This is a genomic window from Pseudomonas sp. nanlin1, assembly GCF_045571515.1.
In the GTDB taxonomy this organism is placed as follows: domain Bacteria; phylum Pseudomonadota; class Gammaproteobacteria; order Pseudomonadales; family Pseudomonadaceae; genus Aquipseudomonas.
Genome location: NZ_CP124218.1, coordinates 645,818 through 661,040 on the forward strand (window position 1 = coordinate 645,818; position 15,223 = coordinate 661,040).

Below are 15,223 nucleotides of genomic sequence, written 5' to 3' on the forward strand. Positions count from 1 at the left end.
CTGCGTCGTGGTCGAGGTTGGTGCATAACCCCACATTCCCTGTGCTTGTAGTGACACTCCTCGGGGTGTCGTTTTCAGTAGTGCTACGGATCTGCTCAAATCATCCTAAAGCGCGTGCCGGTCTCGCCTGGCGCGGGCTACAGCGCATCGCTCTAGCCTCGTCTGCGGGGTCGTTTTTAGTGCTTTTTTGAATGTCTATTCAAATTAGGCATGGCATTTGCGTTGTATTTATCCATGCAATGCGCCCAGCTCAGACATGGGCCATAGAACATCGGTAACAAGAGCCTGCCTGAGGCCATCCACCGTTTTGCGTGAGGAGATACTGCGATGACGTCGTTCACCACCGGGCCCCAGGCCCAGACCCGCACCCCTCAATCCATCGGCTTTCTGCTGCTGGACAACTTCACCCTGATCTCCCTGGCTTCGGCTGTCGAGCCGCTGCGTATGGCTAACCAGTTGTCTGGGCGTGAGTTGTACCGCTGGACGACCCTGAGCGTCGACGGCGGCCAGGTGTGGGCCAGCGATGGCTTGCAGATCACCCCAGACGCGGCGATGCACCAGGCCCCGGCGTTGGACACGGTCATCGTCTGCGGCGGCGTCGGCATTCAGCGCACTGTCACTCGCGAGCACGTGACCTGGCTGCAAAGCCAAGCGCGTCAGTCCCGCCGCCTGGGCGCCGTGTGCACCGGCAGTTGGGCGTTGGCATGTGCCGGCCTGCTCGACGGTTTCGATTGCAGCGTGCACTGGGAGTGCCTGGCCTCGATGCAGGAGGCTTTTCCGCGGGTGGCCATGAGCACCCGGCTGTTTACCCTCGACCGCAACCGCTTCACCAGTTCGGGCGGCACCGCACCGCTGGACATGATGCTGCACCTGATCAGCCGCGACCACGGCCGTGAATTGTCGGCGGCGATCTCGGAGATGTTTGTCTACGAGCGTATCCGCAACGAGCAGGACCACCAGCGTGTCCCGCTCAAGCACATGCTGGGTACCAACCAGCCGAAGTTGCAGGAAATCGTCGCCTTGATGGAGGCCAACCTCGAAGAGCCTATCGACCTGGATGAACTGGCCGTCTACGTCGCCGTCTCGCGGCGCCAGCTGGAGCGCCTGTTCCAGAAGTACCTGCATTGTTCGCCGTCACGCTACTACCTCAAACTGCGCCTGATCCGCGCCCGGCAGTTGCTCAAACAAACCCCGATGTCGATCATCGAAGTGGCGTCGGTATGCGGCTTTGTTTCCACGCCACACTTCTCCAAGTGCTACCGCGAATACTTCGGCATCCCGCCCCGTGACGAGCGCGTGGGCTCCAACACCACCCAGCAAGTGGCGATGATGCCGATTCCCCAGGCGTTGGTGCTGGCACCGCTGTCGGGGCCGATGTCGGCGCTCAATCAGGCGCGTAATGAGTCAACGTTTGCCAGTGTGAGGCTCTAACAGGGCGGCCAGAGGCTTCGAATCAAAGCTTTCGAGTAGGGGCTTGATGCATTGCCAAGTCCCCTGCGCTGCCACTCTGCCTTGGTCGACTAGCACGATGCGGTCGAAGCGTTTCAGCGCATCAAGATCGTGAGTCACGCAAATCAAGCCTAGTCCTGCGAAGGTGCTGAACAGCAGGTCCCAGGTGGATTCGGCTGATGGCCGATCCAGCGAGGCAGTGGGTTCGTCGAACAGGTTAAACAACCCAGGCCGGTTGATCAGTCGCAGCAAGGACAAGCGTTTGGCCTCGCCTCCTGAAAGCTGCGATGCCCCGTCATGCACACATGACGCCTGGCTGAGATGGCCCAGCATCAGCTTATCTATCGCGGCATCTAATGTTGGATTTCGCTGGCGTCCATACAACACTGCATGATCAAACGGCCCAGGCAGAAACTCAGGGGCTTGGGGGCAGTAGCGCAGCGCCTCCAACTGTTGCTCTGCACCCAGAGCGCTGAGTGCTAAACCGTTGAGTAGCGCACTGGCACCCGTTGCCATGCGCACACCTGCCAAGCTTTCCAGCAATGTGGACTTCCCTGCACCACTCGCTCCTACAATAGCGACGGATTCATGGCTGCTGAAGCTCAGCCCTTCAGTTAGCACGAGTATGCCCCCATCCAGTGTGCCGGCCGGCAAACTCAAAGTATGGGGCGCTCTATGGGGTAGCAGTGGCGAAGGCGTCGCGCTACCAACCTCGGCGAGATCCAGCATTTGCTGTAACCGGTATTTATCCGCGTAAAACTGGTCAGCTAGCCTATAGGCCTCGGCTACTCCCGACACATTTGCCAGGAAGCCGCCGGCCAGAGATACGACCGCTACCAATTCCCCAATGGTTAGTTGGGGTGCCCCTGTCAGTTGGTCAGAAACGCCCCACGCTAGTAATACCGCTGTCGACAGCCCGATAAAAAGGATTTTCGCCGAACTGAGCACTGCAGCAGAACTGGCAACTTTGATGGCCGCCGCCGCATAGTGGTCGAACGCGCGGTTCAGAGGTTCGCAAGCGCTAGAAATAGCGTTTTCCAGCTTTATGGATTTTCCCGCGTTGAATGTGCTGAACAGCTTACCGGCTAGTACATCTTCAGCCGTGTTAGCCTGATCGATATGGGGGCGACGCCATTGAATGAGCCTATGGCAAACCCCTAAGTAAACAACTGAGGTTATCACCAACCCGGTAAAGAGCGTAACGCCACCCTTGTAGACAAAAACAATGGCAACCAGACAGGTTTCTATTAGCAGTGGGAACGCTACTGTCACAAAAAAGCTTAATAGCTGTTCATGTGCGCTGATGCCACGGTCCAATGATTTAATTAAAGGCCCGAGGCTCAGCGAGTTAAAGGCGTCAAACGTTTTTCCCAAAAGTGCATGACACCAGCGAATGGCCTGCTCTTTCACCGTCTGCTGAACTAAACGTGCAAGGCAGTAGGTCTGAATCGGGTTAACGATGGACTGCAGTATTACTGCGCCGAATAAGCTGGTGACCAGTAGCGTCAGGGTGGCCGCACTGTCAAGGGTTTCGCTGCCTAGACCGTCGATCACCGCACCTAGAATAAGCGCGGGTGCCAGCGCTGAAGTTTTGAGCGCGGTGACCATGAACAGCGTACTGGCGCAGAGCTTCTTGTGTTGGGTGAGGGCATTTTTTAGGAAGGTGATCACCGTGAAGAGCGTGCCTTTTAATTATTGTATCCAAAGGAAGTCAGTATTGAATTTACCAAAGGGAAAGGTCAGGGCTAATGATTTGGCAGAAGCTTTATAATTGATAGCATTAGGCTTGCCGGGGAGCAAATAGAAGGGGTGGGTATACCTTCCCAAAAACATGTGGGAATCAGTTGTTCTTGGCTGTGAGAATATTCTTTGCGTCTGTAGGATCGAAGCCGTAAATACTTACGCAGCGGGGGTTTCACCTGTAGTCCAAAGGCCATTTCTCAATGGCCTATATGACTTTGGAAATGAGGCAAGGCAGGCACACCGCCCCACCCCGGCCTTATAGAGGTATCACTCCACCCACTGCGCAAAACTGCCGTAGCACGTCGCCAAGTGGTACGGCGTGGTCGATGGCATGTCGTGGCGGCTTACGTCGCCTAGGGCGTCGCGGCATTCGTACCAGCCGCCAGCGTGCAGGAAACCCTCGCGCAGGGTTACCAACTGCTGCTCTACGCGCTGCTGCGCATCGGGCCGCAGGGTCAAGGCGCGCAGGTATTCCGCTTGGGCCCAGATGCGTTGGGTGGCGTCGCGCACGCTGCCGTCCAGGTTCAGCATCGACAATACGTGGCCCTCTTGCACACCCCAGGCCTCGGCCTTGCTGAAGGCCATTTGCATGGACCGGTGCAGCGGGCTGCCGTGCAACAGCTCGGAGGTTTCCAGCAGGTACAGCCACTCGAACTGATGGCCTGGCTCGAACCAGTTGTCCGCCGAACCCAGGGGTTTTTCCAGCAATAACCCCGTTTTGCTATCGACAAAACGCCGTTGCATCGCCTGGCACAGCGCAATTAATGCGGTTTGGGTTGCCGGGTCTTGGCGTACTTGCAAGGTGGCCAGGAAGGCTTCGGCCAAGTGCATCAGCGGGTTTTGCAGCGGGCCACTTTTTAATGTCAGCCAGTCCTGGGTGAGTACGGCTTCATAAAGCCCATCGCCAGTGGCGAAGCGCGTGGCGATTACCTCCAGCGCGGCTTTAAGTACAGACTCGGCCAAAGGGTCCGCGCTGCTGCCCCAGTAGTGGGCGCAGGCGAATACGATAAAAGCATGGGTATAGAGGTCTTTACGCCGATCCAGAGGCTGGCCGTTGCTATCGATGCTATAGAACCAGCCACCTTGTTCAGCGTCGTGGAAGTGCCGTTGCAGCGCACGAAACAACGCCGCGGCGTGCGCTTGGGCGCCGGGCACTTGCGGCAGGCTGGCGAATAGATAAAGCTGCCGCGCACACGCCATGGCCCGGTAGCGTTGGCTGGGCAATGGCTGGTGCTGCGCATCCAGCGCCTCGAAAGGCAAAGCCAGCTGCGGGTTCCAGCCCTGGTGCTGCCAAAGCGGCACAATGGTATTGATGAAGTGGGCGCGAGTGGCCGTGATCAGCTCGGCAAGGCGGGAAAGCTCTGGCATTGGCGGTAGGTCGTCACTAAAGGCATTTTGCGCGTCATGTTAGCGGTTCTGTACGTAAAGTGCCTGCGCGTCGACCATGCTGCGTTAAAAACAGGCTCGGGCGCGAGTCCGATCGAGCGCGATTCCGATCGGAATGCTCATTGACAACCAGTCAAGTCGAATGCGACTCCAACCGTTCCTCGCCTGTTTTTGCCTTGCCTGATCGCCGCTCGGCGACTTTACGTACAGAACCTCGCAGCCGTGGCCAGGAACGCCTATTTCCACCGGGGCTCAACGCTGCGAGTAGCTGGCCAGTGCAGGCAGAACGATTTGATCGATCGCCTGGCGCACCGCCGGCAATATCGTTGCCCCGCCGCCCAGCATTTTCTCCACCATGCCCCGCAAAGCCTTGGCCCGGCCGGCATCCAAGCCACGCACCGCGCATTGGCAGGCCTGCTCGGCGTTACTGGCCCCTGATACATCGAAACCCAGCGAGCGAAGCTGGCCGAGCAGGTCTTCTTGGTCGATCAAGTCTGCGTGCATCATGGGGCGGTCCTTGTTGTTGGCAGGGCATTGGGGGATTTTGAACACGGCCAGTGCCTGTGGGCAAGTGCTCAGTGGGGGGAGGCACCGGTATAGCTATGGGGAGGTCGTTTTTAGGTTGTGGGCAGAGGCAGGGTAGGGTTGCGCTAGCTGCTTTGTAGCAAGCGCTGCTAAGTCTATGGTTGGAAAGCCGGGCATATTGGTGCAGGCCAATATAAAAACCGCAGCGATAGATATGTTTATTTTATGAGGGCGCCTGTAGGACTTCATATTATGTTACGGGTTTAATGCTTGATTTTTTTGTTGTGCGTTCTAGCATCGCTTTGGTCAAAGAAAATGGGTATGTCAAATTACTACCCTTCGAACATACCACCTATCGGCATAGTGAGCGCGCGATTACCTTTTGAGGTCATATAGCTCACCCAGCAGTGGTCAATAATATGAAGCGTATAGCTGAGCGACTTTTGCCAGGCGCTACAAGCAAAAGGCTGTGCATTTATAATTTCTTCGTGATGTTTTCAGTTGAGCGGGGTGTTTTCGTTTTCTATCTTCAAGAATACGGCTATGGGATGTCTGAGATAAGTTGGCTGCAGGTCGTGTTCTCGATGTCTTTATTCTTGTTCGAATTACCCAGTGGTACAGTGGCGGATGTTTACGGGCGAGCGGCGGCGCTGGTGCTCGGCGGCTGCTTAATGTCCATCAGCCTTATTGGGCAATACGCTGCAATAGGAAATATTTATGCGATGGGCGCGTTTTTTATTCTTCAGGCAATTGCGTTTTCACTGATATCTGGTTCGCTAAGTGCTTTGCTGTATGGGTTTTTGCAGGCAGAGGGCAACGTGGTTCTGTTTGCGAGGGTCTACGCGGTAATCCAGTTCGCGGGCAGTCTTTCCCTGGGTTTGGCGATGATAATAGCGGGAGCATTGGTTCGCTGGGGCGGCTGGCCAGCTGTGTATACGGTGGCCTGCGTGTCTCCCGTCATCGGCGTATTGTTTATACTTTTTATACTGAAGAAAGAAAAAATGGCTCGCCACGCAAAAAGGCCAACTATAAACGTCGGCATTTTCTTCAGCGAAGTGAAACGTATTGCGCCGTTTGCATTCCCATTTGCAATGATGCACGCCGCGATGACACCCTACTTTCTATATGCCAGCGCTCAGTTTCAGTCCATGGGTATTGATTTGGCCAGTGCCAGCACTGCGGTGGGTTTCGCTGAAATACTTTGTGCAGCAGGGGTGGCGATATTGATTAGAAAAGTGCCTGCTGGCAGTCAGGGGTGCTGGGCCTTTTTGATGTTGATTTTTGCTGTTTTTATGTTTTTTCAATTTTTATATGGCCCGCTCATGGCGATTGCCGCGTTTGTTCTGTGCAACGCATTGGTGCTTTGGCTAGCCCTGGCGAGTCATCAATTTATCAATGCGTGCATTGAGGCAAATCACCTGCGCGCCACAACACTTTCCGCCGTGTCTTTCTTGGAAATGCTGTTGATCTCGATCGGTTTCACCGTTTATGGATACGTAGCGGATCATTACTCCCGTCAGCTAAGTCTGCAGGTTCTGGCTTTTTTCCCTTTGGGTGGTGCCATTATGCTTATGGGAAGGCGCTAGGGCATCTGATGGAGGGGCAATTCAAACCTTCCCCCAAAGACATGCACCATGTCGCGTTTAGTCACACCCTGGGCAATCTGCCTCCGTGGGCGCGCACTGCGCTTTTCTTTACTCTCGACGCCAGCCCGCCACCGACGGCGGGGTGTAGTCCGCCGAGCCGTTAAAGGAATGCCCGAATGTCGACCGCTATGCGCTTTCCCACTGTGTTTTGCCTGGCCATGACCGGTACCGCGTACGCTGCCGAGTATGAGTGCCAAGTGATCGATTACCGCCTCGCCGACCCCCATGCTCAGGTGATCGCCGAGTTGCCGCTGGAGGCCAATAGCCTTTCCGCGGCGGTGTTTCTGGCGCGTGAGCGGATGGAGGCCCGCTTTAAACATTCGAGGACATTGAGCTTCCATTGTCGGGTGCCTGCGCAGGCGCCGCAGCCGATGCCTCAGCCTTTGAGCAGCGCGGCGCAAGCGGCTTTGTAAGCTTCATGCTGATATTTGTTCAGCGCACTGGGCAGTTCGAACCCATGTTTTTTGTACTGCGCGCTGAGGGTTTGTGGCGACAGTAAGGTCACCTCGCAGCCTTCCAGCAGTTGCAGAACGCCTTCGATCTTGAAGGTGGTAGGGCCGCCGGCGAATTCGCCCTTTTTGCTGCGCTTCTTGATGGCCAGCCGCTCGATACCATGGTCGCGGACGAACGCCTGGACCTGCTGGGCGAAAGCTTTGACGTGGGAGGCGTCGTCATCGTCCTCCAGAGCGATTTTTTTGATGTTCAGCGGCAGGGGCAGCAGCGCCCCGTTTTGCTGTGAAGCCAGGGCGAAGATGGCTTCGCTGCCTTTGATTTCTACGCCACAGATATTCATAGAGGTGCCTTAATTCGCAAGCAGGAAATGTCTGCCGCGAACATACAGGATTACACCTACTCCATCCCAACGGACTGCAGATATTCCGAGCGCTCGTCACTTTTTTGCGCCAGGCAGTCGTTGAGGGTGGTCTGGTAGCTCTGGCTATTTTTGTCGGCGTTGAAGGTATAGATCGCGCAGTCCGCGTCGCGCAACTTGATCCACAACGCTTGCGCCGCACTGATCTTGGCCTTCAGCTCTTCCAATTGATTGGGGTGGTCGGCGTACTGATTGGCCGTACGCTCTTCCAGGTCATCGAGCGCCCCCTTCATCTCCGTCTCCGCCGTGTCGCGGTTGAACTTCGAGCAGGCCAGGCTTTGCTTGTCGTTTTCGACATTGTCACAGGGCGTAGATCCCTCTTCTGCAGCGTGGGCGCCGTAGGCGACCAAAGCCAGCGCCATTAATACAGTTCGCATGAATGCCATTCCCCAAAACTTGAGTCGTACCGCTCGTTGGATGATTTTGTATCAGCTTGTGACAAATGAACAGCGACCGGCAGCGTGAAACCGTCAGATTTCATATCCAGGGCTATGGGCCCTGCCGGGTGAACGCTTTCGCCAGACTAAACCGCTCGTCGCGTAAGTCCACGGGGAAGCCCTCACGGGTGGGCACGACGTGCAAGCCCACGCCTTCTTTAATCGGCCGTTGACGCTTTCAACAATTCCCCTGTCGTTTTTGCATCCGGTCCCGTTGTCGCGCAGGCATATGCTGGCCCCAAAGCGCCGGCAAACGTTTCGGCGGATGAATCAATCACAAGGGGACCGCCTGATGAGCCCAGCCCAATTACACGCCGACAGCATCGTTATCGACGGGCTGATCATTGCCAAGTGGAACCGCGAGCTGTTCGAAGACATGCGCAAGGGCGGTTTGACCGCGGCCAACTGCACCGTGTCGGTGTGGGAAGGCTTCAAAGGCACCATCGACAATATTGTCGCCAGCCAGAAACTGATCCGTGAAAACAGTGACCTGGTGATTCCGGTGCGCACCACCGACGACATTCGCAAGGCCAAGCAACAAGGCAAGACCGGCATCATTTTTGGCTTCCAGAATGCCCATGCGTTCGAAGACCAACTGGGCTACGTCGAGATCTTCAAGCAGCTCGGCGTGGGGGTGGTGCAGATGTGCTACAACACCCAGAACCTGGTCGGTACCGGTTGCTACGAGCGTGACGGTGGGTTGTCGGGTTTTGGCCGCGAAGTGGTCGGTGAGATGAACCGCGTCGGGATCATGTGCGACCTGTCCCACGTGGGCTCCAAAACCAGCGAAGAAGTCATTCTCGAATCGAAGAAGCCGGTTTGCTATTCCCATTGCCTACCCCTGGGTCTCAAAGAGCACCCGCGCAATAAGTCCGATGCCGAGCTCAAATTCATTGCCGACCACGGCGGTTTCGTCGGCGTGACCATGTTCGCGCCGTTCTTGGCCAAGGGGATCGATTCGACCATCGATGACTACGCCGAAGCCATCGAATACACCATGAACATCGTGGGTGAAGACGCCATTGGCATCGGCACCGACTTTACCCAGGGCCACGGCCAGGATTTCTTCGAAATGCTGACCCACGACAAAGGCTACGCCCGCCGCCTGACCAGCTTCGGCAAGATCATCAACCCGCTGGGCATCCGCACAGTCGGTGAATTCCCCAACCTTACCGAGACCCTGCTCAAGCGCGGCCATAGCGAGCGCGTGGTGCGCAAGATCATGGGCGAGAACTGGGTCAACGTCTTGCACGACGTCTGGGGCAACTGACCCCACCCTCACGCTGAACCCGCGACCCTGGGCCCCGGCCCAGGCAGCCGACTATTTTCTGGAGTTTACCGGCCATGGCCAAAATCGCCCCGCAATTGCCTATCGAAGTCGACAGCGAAACCGGTATCTGGACGTCCGACGCGTTGCCGATGCTGTACGTGCCCCGGCACTTTTTCGTCAACAACCACATGGGCATCGAAGAAGTGCTGGGCGCTGATGCCTACGCCGAGATCCTCTACAAGGCCGGCTACAAATCGGCCTGGCACTGGTGCGAAAAAGAAGCCGAGTGCCACGGGCTCGAAGGCGTCGCGGTGTTCGAGCACTACATGAAGCGTTTGTCGCAGCGTGGCTGGGGCCTGTTCAAGATCCAGGACATTGACCTGCAAGCCGGCACCGCCAGCGTGAAGCTGGAGCATTCCTGCTTCGTGTACGTGTATGGCAAGGTCGGGCGCAAAGTCGACTACATGTTCACCGGCTGGTTCGCCGGGGCCATGGACCAGATCCTCGCCGCCCAGGGCAGCTCCATCCGCACCGTGGCCGAGCAGGTCTATGGCGGTTCTGAAGAAGGCCACGACGATGGCCTGTTTGTCGTCAAGCCGTTGTAAGTCGAGGACTGCACCATGGCGTTCGAAGCGATGTTCCAACCGATCCAGATCGGTAAATTGACGATCCGCAACCGCGTGCTCAGCACCGCTCACGCCGAGGTGTATGCCACTGACGGTGGTATGACCACGGACCGTTACGTGAAGTACTACGAAGAAAAAGCCAAAGGCGGGATCGGCCTGGCGATCTGCGGCGGGTCTTCCAGCGTGGCGATCGACAGCCCCCAGGGCTGGTGGAAATCGGTCAACCTGGCCACCGACAAGATCATTCCGCACTTTCAGAACCTGGCCGATGCCATGCACAAGCATGGCGCCAAGATCATGATCCAGATTACCCACATGGGCCGCCGCTCGCGTTGGGACGGCGAGCATTGGCCGACCCTGATGTCGCCGTCGGGCATTCGTGAGCCCGTGCATCGTGCCACCTGTAAGACCATCGAGCCGGAAGAGATCCGCCGGGTAATCGGCAACTACGCCAGCGCTGCCGCCCGCGCCAAGGCCGGGGGGCTCGATGGCGTTGAGCTGTCGGCGGTGCACCAGCACATGATCGACCAGTTCTGGAGCCCGCGGGTCAACAAGCGCACCGATGAATGGGGCGGCAGTTTCGAAAACCGCATGCGCTTTGGCCTAGAGGTGATCAAAGCGGTGCGTGCCGAAGTGGGGCCTGACTTCTGCGTCGGCTTGCGCATTTGCGGCGATGAGTTCCACCCCGATGGCTTGAGCCACGAGGACATGAAAGAAATCGCCCAGTACTACGACGCCACCGGGCTGATCGACTTCCTGGGTGTGGTGGGCTCGGGCTGCGATACCCATAACACGCTGGCCAACGTAATCCCGAACATGAGCTACCCGCCGGAACCGTTTCTGCACTTGGCGGCTGGGATTAAAGAAGTGGTCAAGGTGCCGGTCCTGCACGCGCAGAACATCAAGGACCCGAACCAAGCCACGCGGATTCTCGAAGGCGGCTATGTGGACATGGTCGGCATGACCCGCGCGCACATCGCCGACCCGCACCTGATCGCGAAAATCAAGATGGGCCAGGTCGACCAGATCCGCCAGTGCGTGGGCGCCAACTATTGCATCGACCGCCAGTATCAAGGGCTCGATGTGCTGTGCATCCAAAACGCCGCGACCTCCCGTGAGTACATGGGCGTGCCGCACATTATCGAGAAGTCCACCGGCGCCCGGCGCAAGGTGGTGATCGTCGGCGCCGGGCCTGCGGGGATGGAAGCCGCGCGGGTGTCCGCCGAGCGTGGCCACGACGTGACCTTGTTCGAGAAGAAAGACGCCATCGGCGGGCAAATCACCACGGCTTCGAAGGCGCCGCAAAGGGACCAAATTGCCGGGATCACCCGCTGGTACCAGTTGGAGCTGGCGCGTTTGAAGGTCGACCTGCGCCTGGGTACAGCGGCCGATGCAGACACCATCATGGACCTGCGCCCGGACGTGGTGGTGCTGGCGGTGGGCGGGCACCCATTCCTGGAGCAGAACGAACATTGGGGCGCCGAGCAAGGCCTGGTGGTCAGTAGCTGGGATGTGCTGGACGGCAAAGTCGCGCCGGGCAAGAACGTGCTGGTGTACGACACCATTTGCGAATTCACCGGCATGTCGGTCGCCGACTTCCTCGCCGACAAAGGCTGCCAGGTGGAAATCGTCACCGATGATATCAAGCCGGGTGTCGCCATCGGCGGCACTTCGTTCCCCACCTACTACCGCAGCATGTACCCCAAGGAAGTGATCATGACCGGGGACCTGATGCTGGAAAAGGTCTACCGCGAAGGCGACAAGTTGGTCGCGGTGTTGGAGAACGAATACACCGGCGCCAAAGAGGAGCGGGTGGTCGACCAGGTGGTGGTGGAGAACGGTGTACGGCCTGATGAACACTTGTACTACGCCCTCAAGGAAGGGTCGCGCAACAAGGGCCAGATCGACATCGACGCGCTATTTGCCATCGAGCCGCAGCCGTCGCTGAGCACTGTGGGCGATGACTATCTGTTGTTTCGCATCGGCGACTGTGTGGCCCAGCGCAACACCCACGCGGCGATCTATGACGCGCTGCGGTTGTGCAAGGATTTCTGATGGGGGCGCGGGCCCTCTCGCTGCGGGTTGATCGGGAACGAGCATCATGTTGAGTACGATTTTGCCAACCCTGCTGTTCGCGGCCCTGGGCCTGGCTGTTTTAGGCGCCGTGCGCCGCTTGCGCCTGTGGCGCCAGGGGCGGCCGGCGCAGGTTGATTGGCTGGGCGGCTTGCTGGCCATGCCTAAACGTTACATGGTCGACCTGCACCACGTGGTGGCCCGCGACAAGTACATTGCCAACACCCACGTGGCCACGGCCGGAGGTTTTGTCTTGGCGGCAGCCTTGGCGATTCTGGTGCATGGCTTTGGTGTGCATAACCGGGTATTGGGCTATGCGCTGTTGTTCGCTACGGCCTTGATGTTCGCCGGTGCGCTGTTTGTCTACGCCCGGCGTCGCCAGCCCCCCGCGCGGTTGTCCAAAGGCCCGTGGATGCGCTTGCCGAAAAGCTTGCTGATGTTCGCCGGCAGCTTTTTCCTTGCCACCTTGCCCGTGGCCGGTGTGCTGCCGGCGGATTTCGGCGGCTGGATCCTGGCCATCGTGCTTGGCCTCGGTGTGCTGTGGGGTGTGTCGGAACTGTTCTTCGGCATGACCTGGGGCGGGCCCATGAAGCACGCGTTCGCCGGCGCCTTGCACCTGGCGTGGCACCGCCGCGCCGAACGTTTTGGCGGCGGCCGCTCCACTGGGCTCAAGGCCCTCGACCTGAGTGACCGCAGCGCGCCGCTGGGCGTGGAAAAACCCAAGGACTTCACCTGGAACCAACTGCTGGGCTTCGACGCCTGCGTGCAATGCGGCAAATGTGAAGCCGCCTGCCCGGCGTTCGCCGCCGGCCAACCGCTGAACCCGAAAAAGCTGATTCAGGACATGGTGGTCGGCCTGGCCGGCGGCACTGACGCCAAGTTCGCTGGCAGCCCCTACCCGGGCAAGCCCATCGGTGAGCATGGCGGCAACCCCCATCAACCGATCGTTAACGGCCTGGTCGACGCCGACACCCTCTGGTCGTGCACCACCTGCCGCGCCTGCGTCGAAGAATGCCCCATGATGATTGAGCACGTGGATGCCATCGTCGACATGCGCCGCCACCTGACCCTGGAAAAGGGCGCGACCCCGAATAAGGGCGCCGAGGTGTTGGAAAACCTCATCGCCACTGACAACCCCGGTGGCTTCAACCCCGGCGGGCGGATGAACTGGGCCGCCGATTTGAACCTGCGCGTGCTGGCCGACCAGCCCAGCGTCGACGTGCTGTTCTGGGTGGGCGATGGTGCGTTCGACATGCGCAACCAGCGCACCCTGCGCAGCTTCGTCAAGGTACTGAAAGCAGCGCGGGTGGATTTCGCCGTGCTGGGCCTGGAAGAGCGCGACAGCGGTGACGTGGCGCGGCGCCTGGGGGATGAAGCGACGTTCCAGCAGTTGGCCAAACGCAATATCCACACCCTCGGCCAATACCGCTTCAAACGCATTGTCACCTGCGACCCCCACAGCTTTCACGTATTGAAAAACGAGTACGGGGCGCTCGGCGGCCACTACGAGGTCTTGCACCACAGCACCTTTATGGCTGAACTGGTCGCGGCAGGGCAGTTGCAACTCAATGCCCACAAAGGCGCCAGTGTGACCTACCACGACCCCTGCTACCTGGGCCGCTATAACGGCGAGTACCAAGCGCCCCGTGAAGTGCTCAAGGCCCTGGGCATCGAGGTGCGGGAAATGCAGCGTTCAGGCTACCGTTCGCGCTGCTGCGGCGGCGGTGGCGGTGCGCCGATCACGGATATCCCTGGTAAACAGCGGATCCCCGACATGCGCATGGACGACATCCGCGAGACCGCCGCAGAAATCGTGGCCGTCGGCTGCCCTCAATGCACGGCCATGCTCGAAGGGGTCGTAGAGCCCCGACCTTTGATCAAGGACATCGCCGAGCTGGTCGCCGAAGCGTTGGTGGAGGACCTCGTGCCCAGCAAACCCGCGCCCGCCCGGCGCCAACCTGCCGAGGTGCACTGATGAGCGACATTATTCGCCGCGACCCCCGTGCCGAGTGGATCGCACGCAACCGCTTGCATCCGCTGCACGCCAGTGTGCAGCCCCAGCAACACACCTGGCTGGGGCCGCAGGGCGTGGTGCGCAAGAACCCCCATGGGGTCGGTTTTATCGGGCCCAACGGGGTCAAACGCATCGACCGCAGCGGTGCCCAGCAGGGCGGCTCCAGCAAACGCAGCGCCGCCGCTGCCGTGCAATTGCCCCTGCACCAAGTGCCGGCCCCGGCGTTTTATATTGCCGTGGTGCCGGACATGGTCGGCGGCCGCTTGAGCAGCCACGACCTCGATCTACTAGGCTTGGCCCGGCAATTGGCCGGCGCAGAAGGTGCCGTGCTGGCGATCATCTTTGGCGAGCACAAGGAAAGCGCTTTTAGCACCGCCGGGGTTGACCGCCTGTTGCTGCTGCAGGGCGATGGCTTCAGCGGCTATGCACCGGAGCAGCGTATCCAGGGGCTGCATGCCGTGGATCAGCAATTTGCCCCACGGCATTGGCTGCTGCCCGACAGCCGTACCGGGGGCGGGGAGCTGGGCCGGCGCTGGGCGGCCAGCCTGGGTGAGCGGCCGGCTACCCGCGTCTGGCAAGTCAAGGACGACCACTGCACCGGCCGCGCCGGGGCTGGCCAGCAAGATATCGCCCGGCCCTTGCCGCGCTTGATCCTGGCCCAGGCCGAGTGTGCCGCGCCGGTGGATGAAACTCGCCACGAGGCGCTGCCCGTGGAGTTATCCACAAGCATCGTGCGTAGCCTGACCCGCATCGAGGATTTGGGCGCTGTGGCTGTGGACCCGGCTGCCGTGCCGATGATCGAGGCAGAATTTGTGGTTTCCGGCGGCAACGGGGTTCAGGACTGGGCGCTGTTCCACCGCGCCGCGGCGGCCCTGGGAGCCACCGAGGGCGCCTCGCGGGTAGCTGTCGACGACGGGCACATGGCCCGCGACCGCCAGGTCGGTGCCAGCGGTACCTGGATTACCGCCAGAGTGTATGTGGCCGTGGGTATTTCCGGCGCTATTCAGCACCTGCAGGGCATTGGCGCCTGCGACAAAGTGATTGCGATCAATATGGACCCAGGCTGCGACATGATCAAACGTGCCGACTTGTCGGTGATTGGCGATAGCAGCCAGATTTTGCAAGCCCTGATCGATGCGATCCAAGCCTATCGTACCGGCGCGCACCGCGACGCCGCTTGAGG

13 protein-coding genes are annotated in these 15,223 nt (G+C 59.3%); 8 read left to right on the forward strand and 5 right to left on the reverse strand.

Annotated elements, in window-relative coordinates:
• The first annotated feature begins 327 nt into the window (after positions 1–327).
• Entirely contained in the window at positions 328–1,431 is a 1,104-nt protein-coding gene (locus QCL65_RS03040) for a GlxA family transcriptional regulator (protein ID WP_407314753.1), read from the forward strand.
• Here QCL65_RS03040 and QCL65_RS03045 read toward each other — a convergent pair.
• From QCL65_RS03045 to QCL65_RS03055, 3 genes are all read right to left on the reverse strand, one after another.
• On the reverse strand, positions 1,405–3,120 hold the full coding sequence (locus QCL65_RS03045) for an ATP-binding cassette domain-containing protein (RefSeq protein WP_407314755.1): 1,716 nt from the start codon (positions 3,118–3,120) through the stop codon (positions 1,405–1,407). The two genes, QCL65_RS03040 and QCL65_RS03045, sit on opposite strands and share 27 nt — an antisense overlap.
• Positions 3,121–3,459: 339 nt before the next feature.
• Positions 3,460–4,560, reverse strand: coding sequence for an AGE family epimerase/isomerase (locus QCL65_RS03050; RefSeq protein WP_407314757.1), 1,101 nt, complete (start codon positions 4,558–4,560; stop codon positions 3,460–3,462).
• Between the two features lie 270 nt (positions 4,561–4,830).
• Positions 4,831–5,085, reverse strand: a complete 255-nt coding sequence (locus QCL65_RS03055) for a hypothetical protein (RefSeq protein WP_407314759.1) — start codon at positions 5,083–5,085, stop codon at positions 4,831–4,833.
• 437 nt (positions 5,086–5,522) lie between these two features.
• Between QCL65_RS03055 and QCL65_RS03060 the strand changes: the two genes are divergently transcribed.
• Both QCL65_RS03060 and QCL65_RS03065 read left to right on the forward strand, forming a co-directional pair.
• Positions 5,523–6,689 (forward strand): MFS transporter, encoded by a 1,167-nt coding sequence (locus tag QCL65_RS03060; protein WP_407314761.1) that lies wholly within the window; start codon positions 5,523–5,525, stop codon positions 6,687–6,689.
• Between the two features lie 176 nt (positions 6,690–6,865).
• Complete coding sequence (locus tag QCL65_RS03065) at positions 6,866–7,162, forward strand: hypothetical protein (RefSeq protein ID WP_407314763.1); 297 nt, start codon at positions 6,866–6,868, stop codon at positions 7,160–7,162.
• Here QCL65_RS03065 and QCL65_RS03070 read toward each other — a convergent pair.
• Together QCL65_RS03070 and QCL65_RS03075 are read right to left on the reverse strand one after the other, a co-directional pair.
• Complete coding sequence (locus QCL65_RS03070) at positions 7,126–7,542, reverse strand: DUF3010 family protein (protein ID WP_407314765.1); 417 nt, start codon at positions 7,540–7,542, stop codon at positions 7,126–7,128. The two genes, QCL65_RS03065 and QCL65_RS03070, sit on opposite strands and share 37 nt — an antisense overlap.
• 56 nt (positions 7,543–7,598) lie before the next feature.
• Positions 7,599–7,997 carry a lysozyme inhibitor LprI family protein gene (locus QCL65_RS03075; protein ID WP_407314767.1) on the reverse strand — a complete coding sequence of 133 codons (399 nt, stop codon included), beginning with the start codon at positions 7,995–7,997 and terminating at the stop codon, positions 7,599–7,601.
• 352 nt (positions 7,998–8,349) lie between these two features.
• On the opposite strand from QCL65_RS03075, the gene QCL65_RS03080 reads away from it, so the two are divergent.
• From QCL65_RS03080 to QCL65_RS03100, 5 genes are all read left to right on the forward strand, one after another.
• Positions 8,350–9,327 (forward strand): dipeptidase, encoded by a 978-nt coding sequence (locus tag QCL65_RS03080; RefSeq protein WP_407314769.1) that lies wholly within the window; start codon positions 8,350–8,352, stop codon positions 9,325–9,327.
• Positions 9,328–9,401: 74 nt separating this feature from the next.
• Positions 9,402–9,932, forward strand: a complete 531-nt coding sequence (locus QCL65_RS03085; RefSeq protein ID WP_407314772.1) for a DUF5943 domain-containing protein — start codon at positions 9,402–9,404, stop codon at positions 9,930–9,932.
• Between the two features lie 15 nt (positions 9,933–9,947).
• Positions 9,948–12,008 carry a dimethylglycine demethylation protein DgcA gene (dgcA, locus tag QCL65_RS03090; protein WP_407314774.1) on the forward strand — a complete coding sequence of 687 codons (2,061 nt, stop codon included), beginning with the start codon at positions 9,948–9,950 and terminating at the stop codon, positions 12,006–12,008.
• Positions 12,009–12,054: 46 nt separating this feature from the next.
• Positions 12,055–14,001 (forward strand): dimethylglycine demethylation protein DgcB, encoded by a 1,947-nt coding sequence (dgcB, locus tag QCL65_RS03095; protein WP_407314776.1) that lies wholly within the window; start codon positions 12,055–12,057, stop codon positions 13,999–14,001.
• Complete coding sequence (locus QCL65_RS03100; protein ID WP_407314778.1) at positions 14,001–15,221, forward strand: electron transfer flavoprotein subunit alpha/FixB family protein; 1,221 nt, start codon at positions 14,001–14,003, stop codon at positions 15,219–15,221. Before dgcB ends, QCL65_RS03100 begins: the two co-directional genes overlap by 1 nt.
• The last annotated feature ends 2 nt before the right edge of the window (positions 15,222–15,223 follow it).

Coding starts and splice junctions, on each gene's coding strand:
- QCL65_RS03040 (WP_407314753.1), top strand. CDS start 328: ATGACGTCGTTCACCACCGGGCCCCAGGCCCAGACCCGCACCCCTCAA.
- QCL65_RS03050 (WP_407314757.1), bottom strand. CDS start 4,560: ATGCCAGAGCTTTCCCGCCTTGCCGAGCTGATCACGGCCACTCGCGCC.
- QCL65_RS03055 (WP_407314759.1), bottom strand. CDS start 5,085: ATGATGCACGCAGACTTGATCGACCAAGAAGACCTGCTCGGCCAGCTT.
- QCL65_RS03060 (WP_407314761.1), top strand. CDS start 5,523: ATGAAGCGTATAGCTGAGCGACTTTTGCCAGGCGCTACAAGCAAAAGG.
- QCL65_RS03065 (WP_407314763.1), top strand. CDS start 6,866: ATGTCGACCGCTATGCGCTTTCCCACTGTGTTTTGCCTGGCCATGACC.
- QCL65_RS03070 (WP_407314765.1), bottom strand. CDS start 7,542: ATGAATATCTGTGGCGTAGAAATCAAAGGCAGCGAAGCCATCTTCGCC.
- QCL65_RS03075 (WP_407314767.1), bottom strand. CDS start 7,997: ATGCGAACTGTATTAATGGCGCTGGCTTTGGTCGCCTACGGCGCCCAC.
- QCL65_RS03080 (WP_407314769.1), top strand. CDS start 8,350: ATGAGCCCAGCCCAATTACACGCCGACAGCATCGTTATCGACGGGCTG.
- QCL65_RS03085 (WP_407314772.1), top strand. CDS start 9,402: ATGGCCAAAATCGCCCCGCAATTGCCTATCGAAGTCGACAGCGAAACC.
- dgcA (WP_407314774.1), top strand. CDS start 9,948: ATGGCGTTCGAAGCGATGTTCCAACCGATCCAGATCGGTAAATTGACG.
- dgcB (WP_407314776.1), top strand. CDS start 12,055: ATGTTGAGTACGATTTTGCCAACCCTGCTGTTCGCGGCCCTGGGCCTG.
- QCL65_RS03100 (WP_407314778.1), top strand. CDS start 14,001: ATGAGCGACATTATTCGCCGCGACCCCCGTGCCGAGTGGATCGCACGC.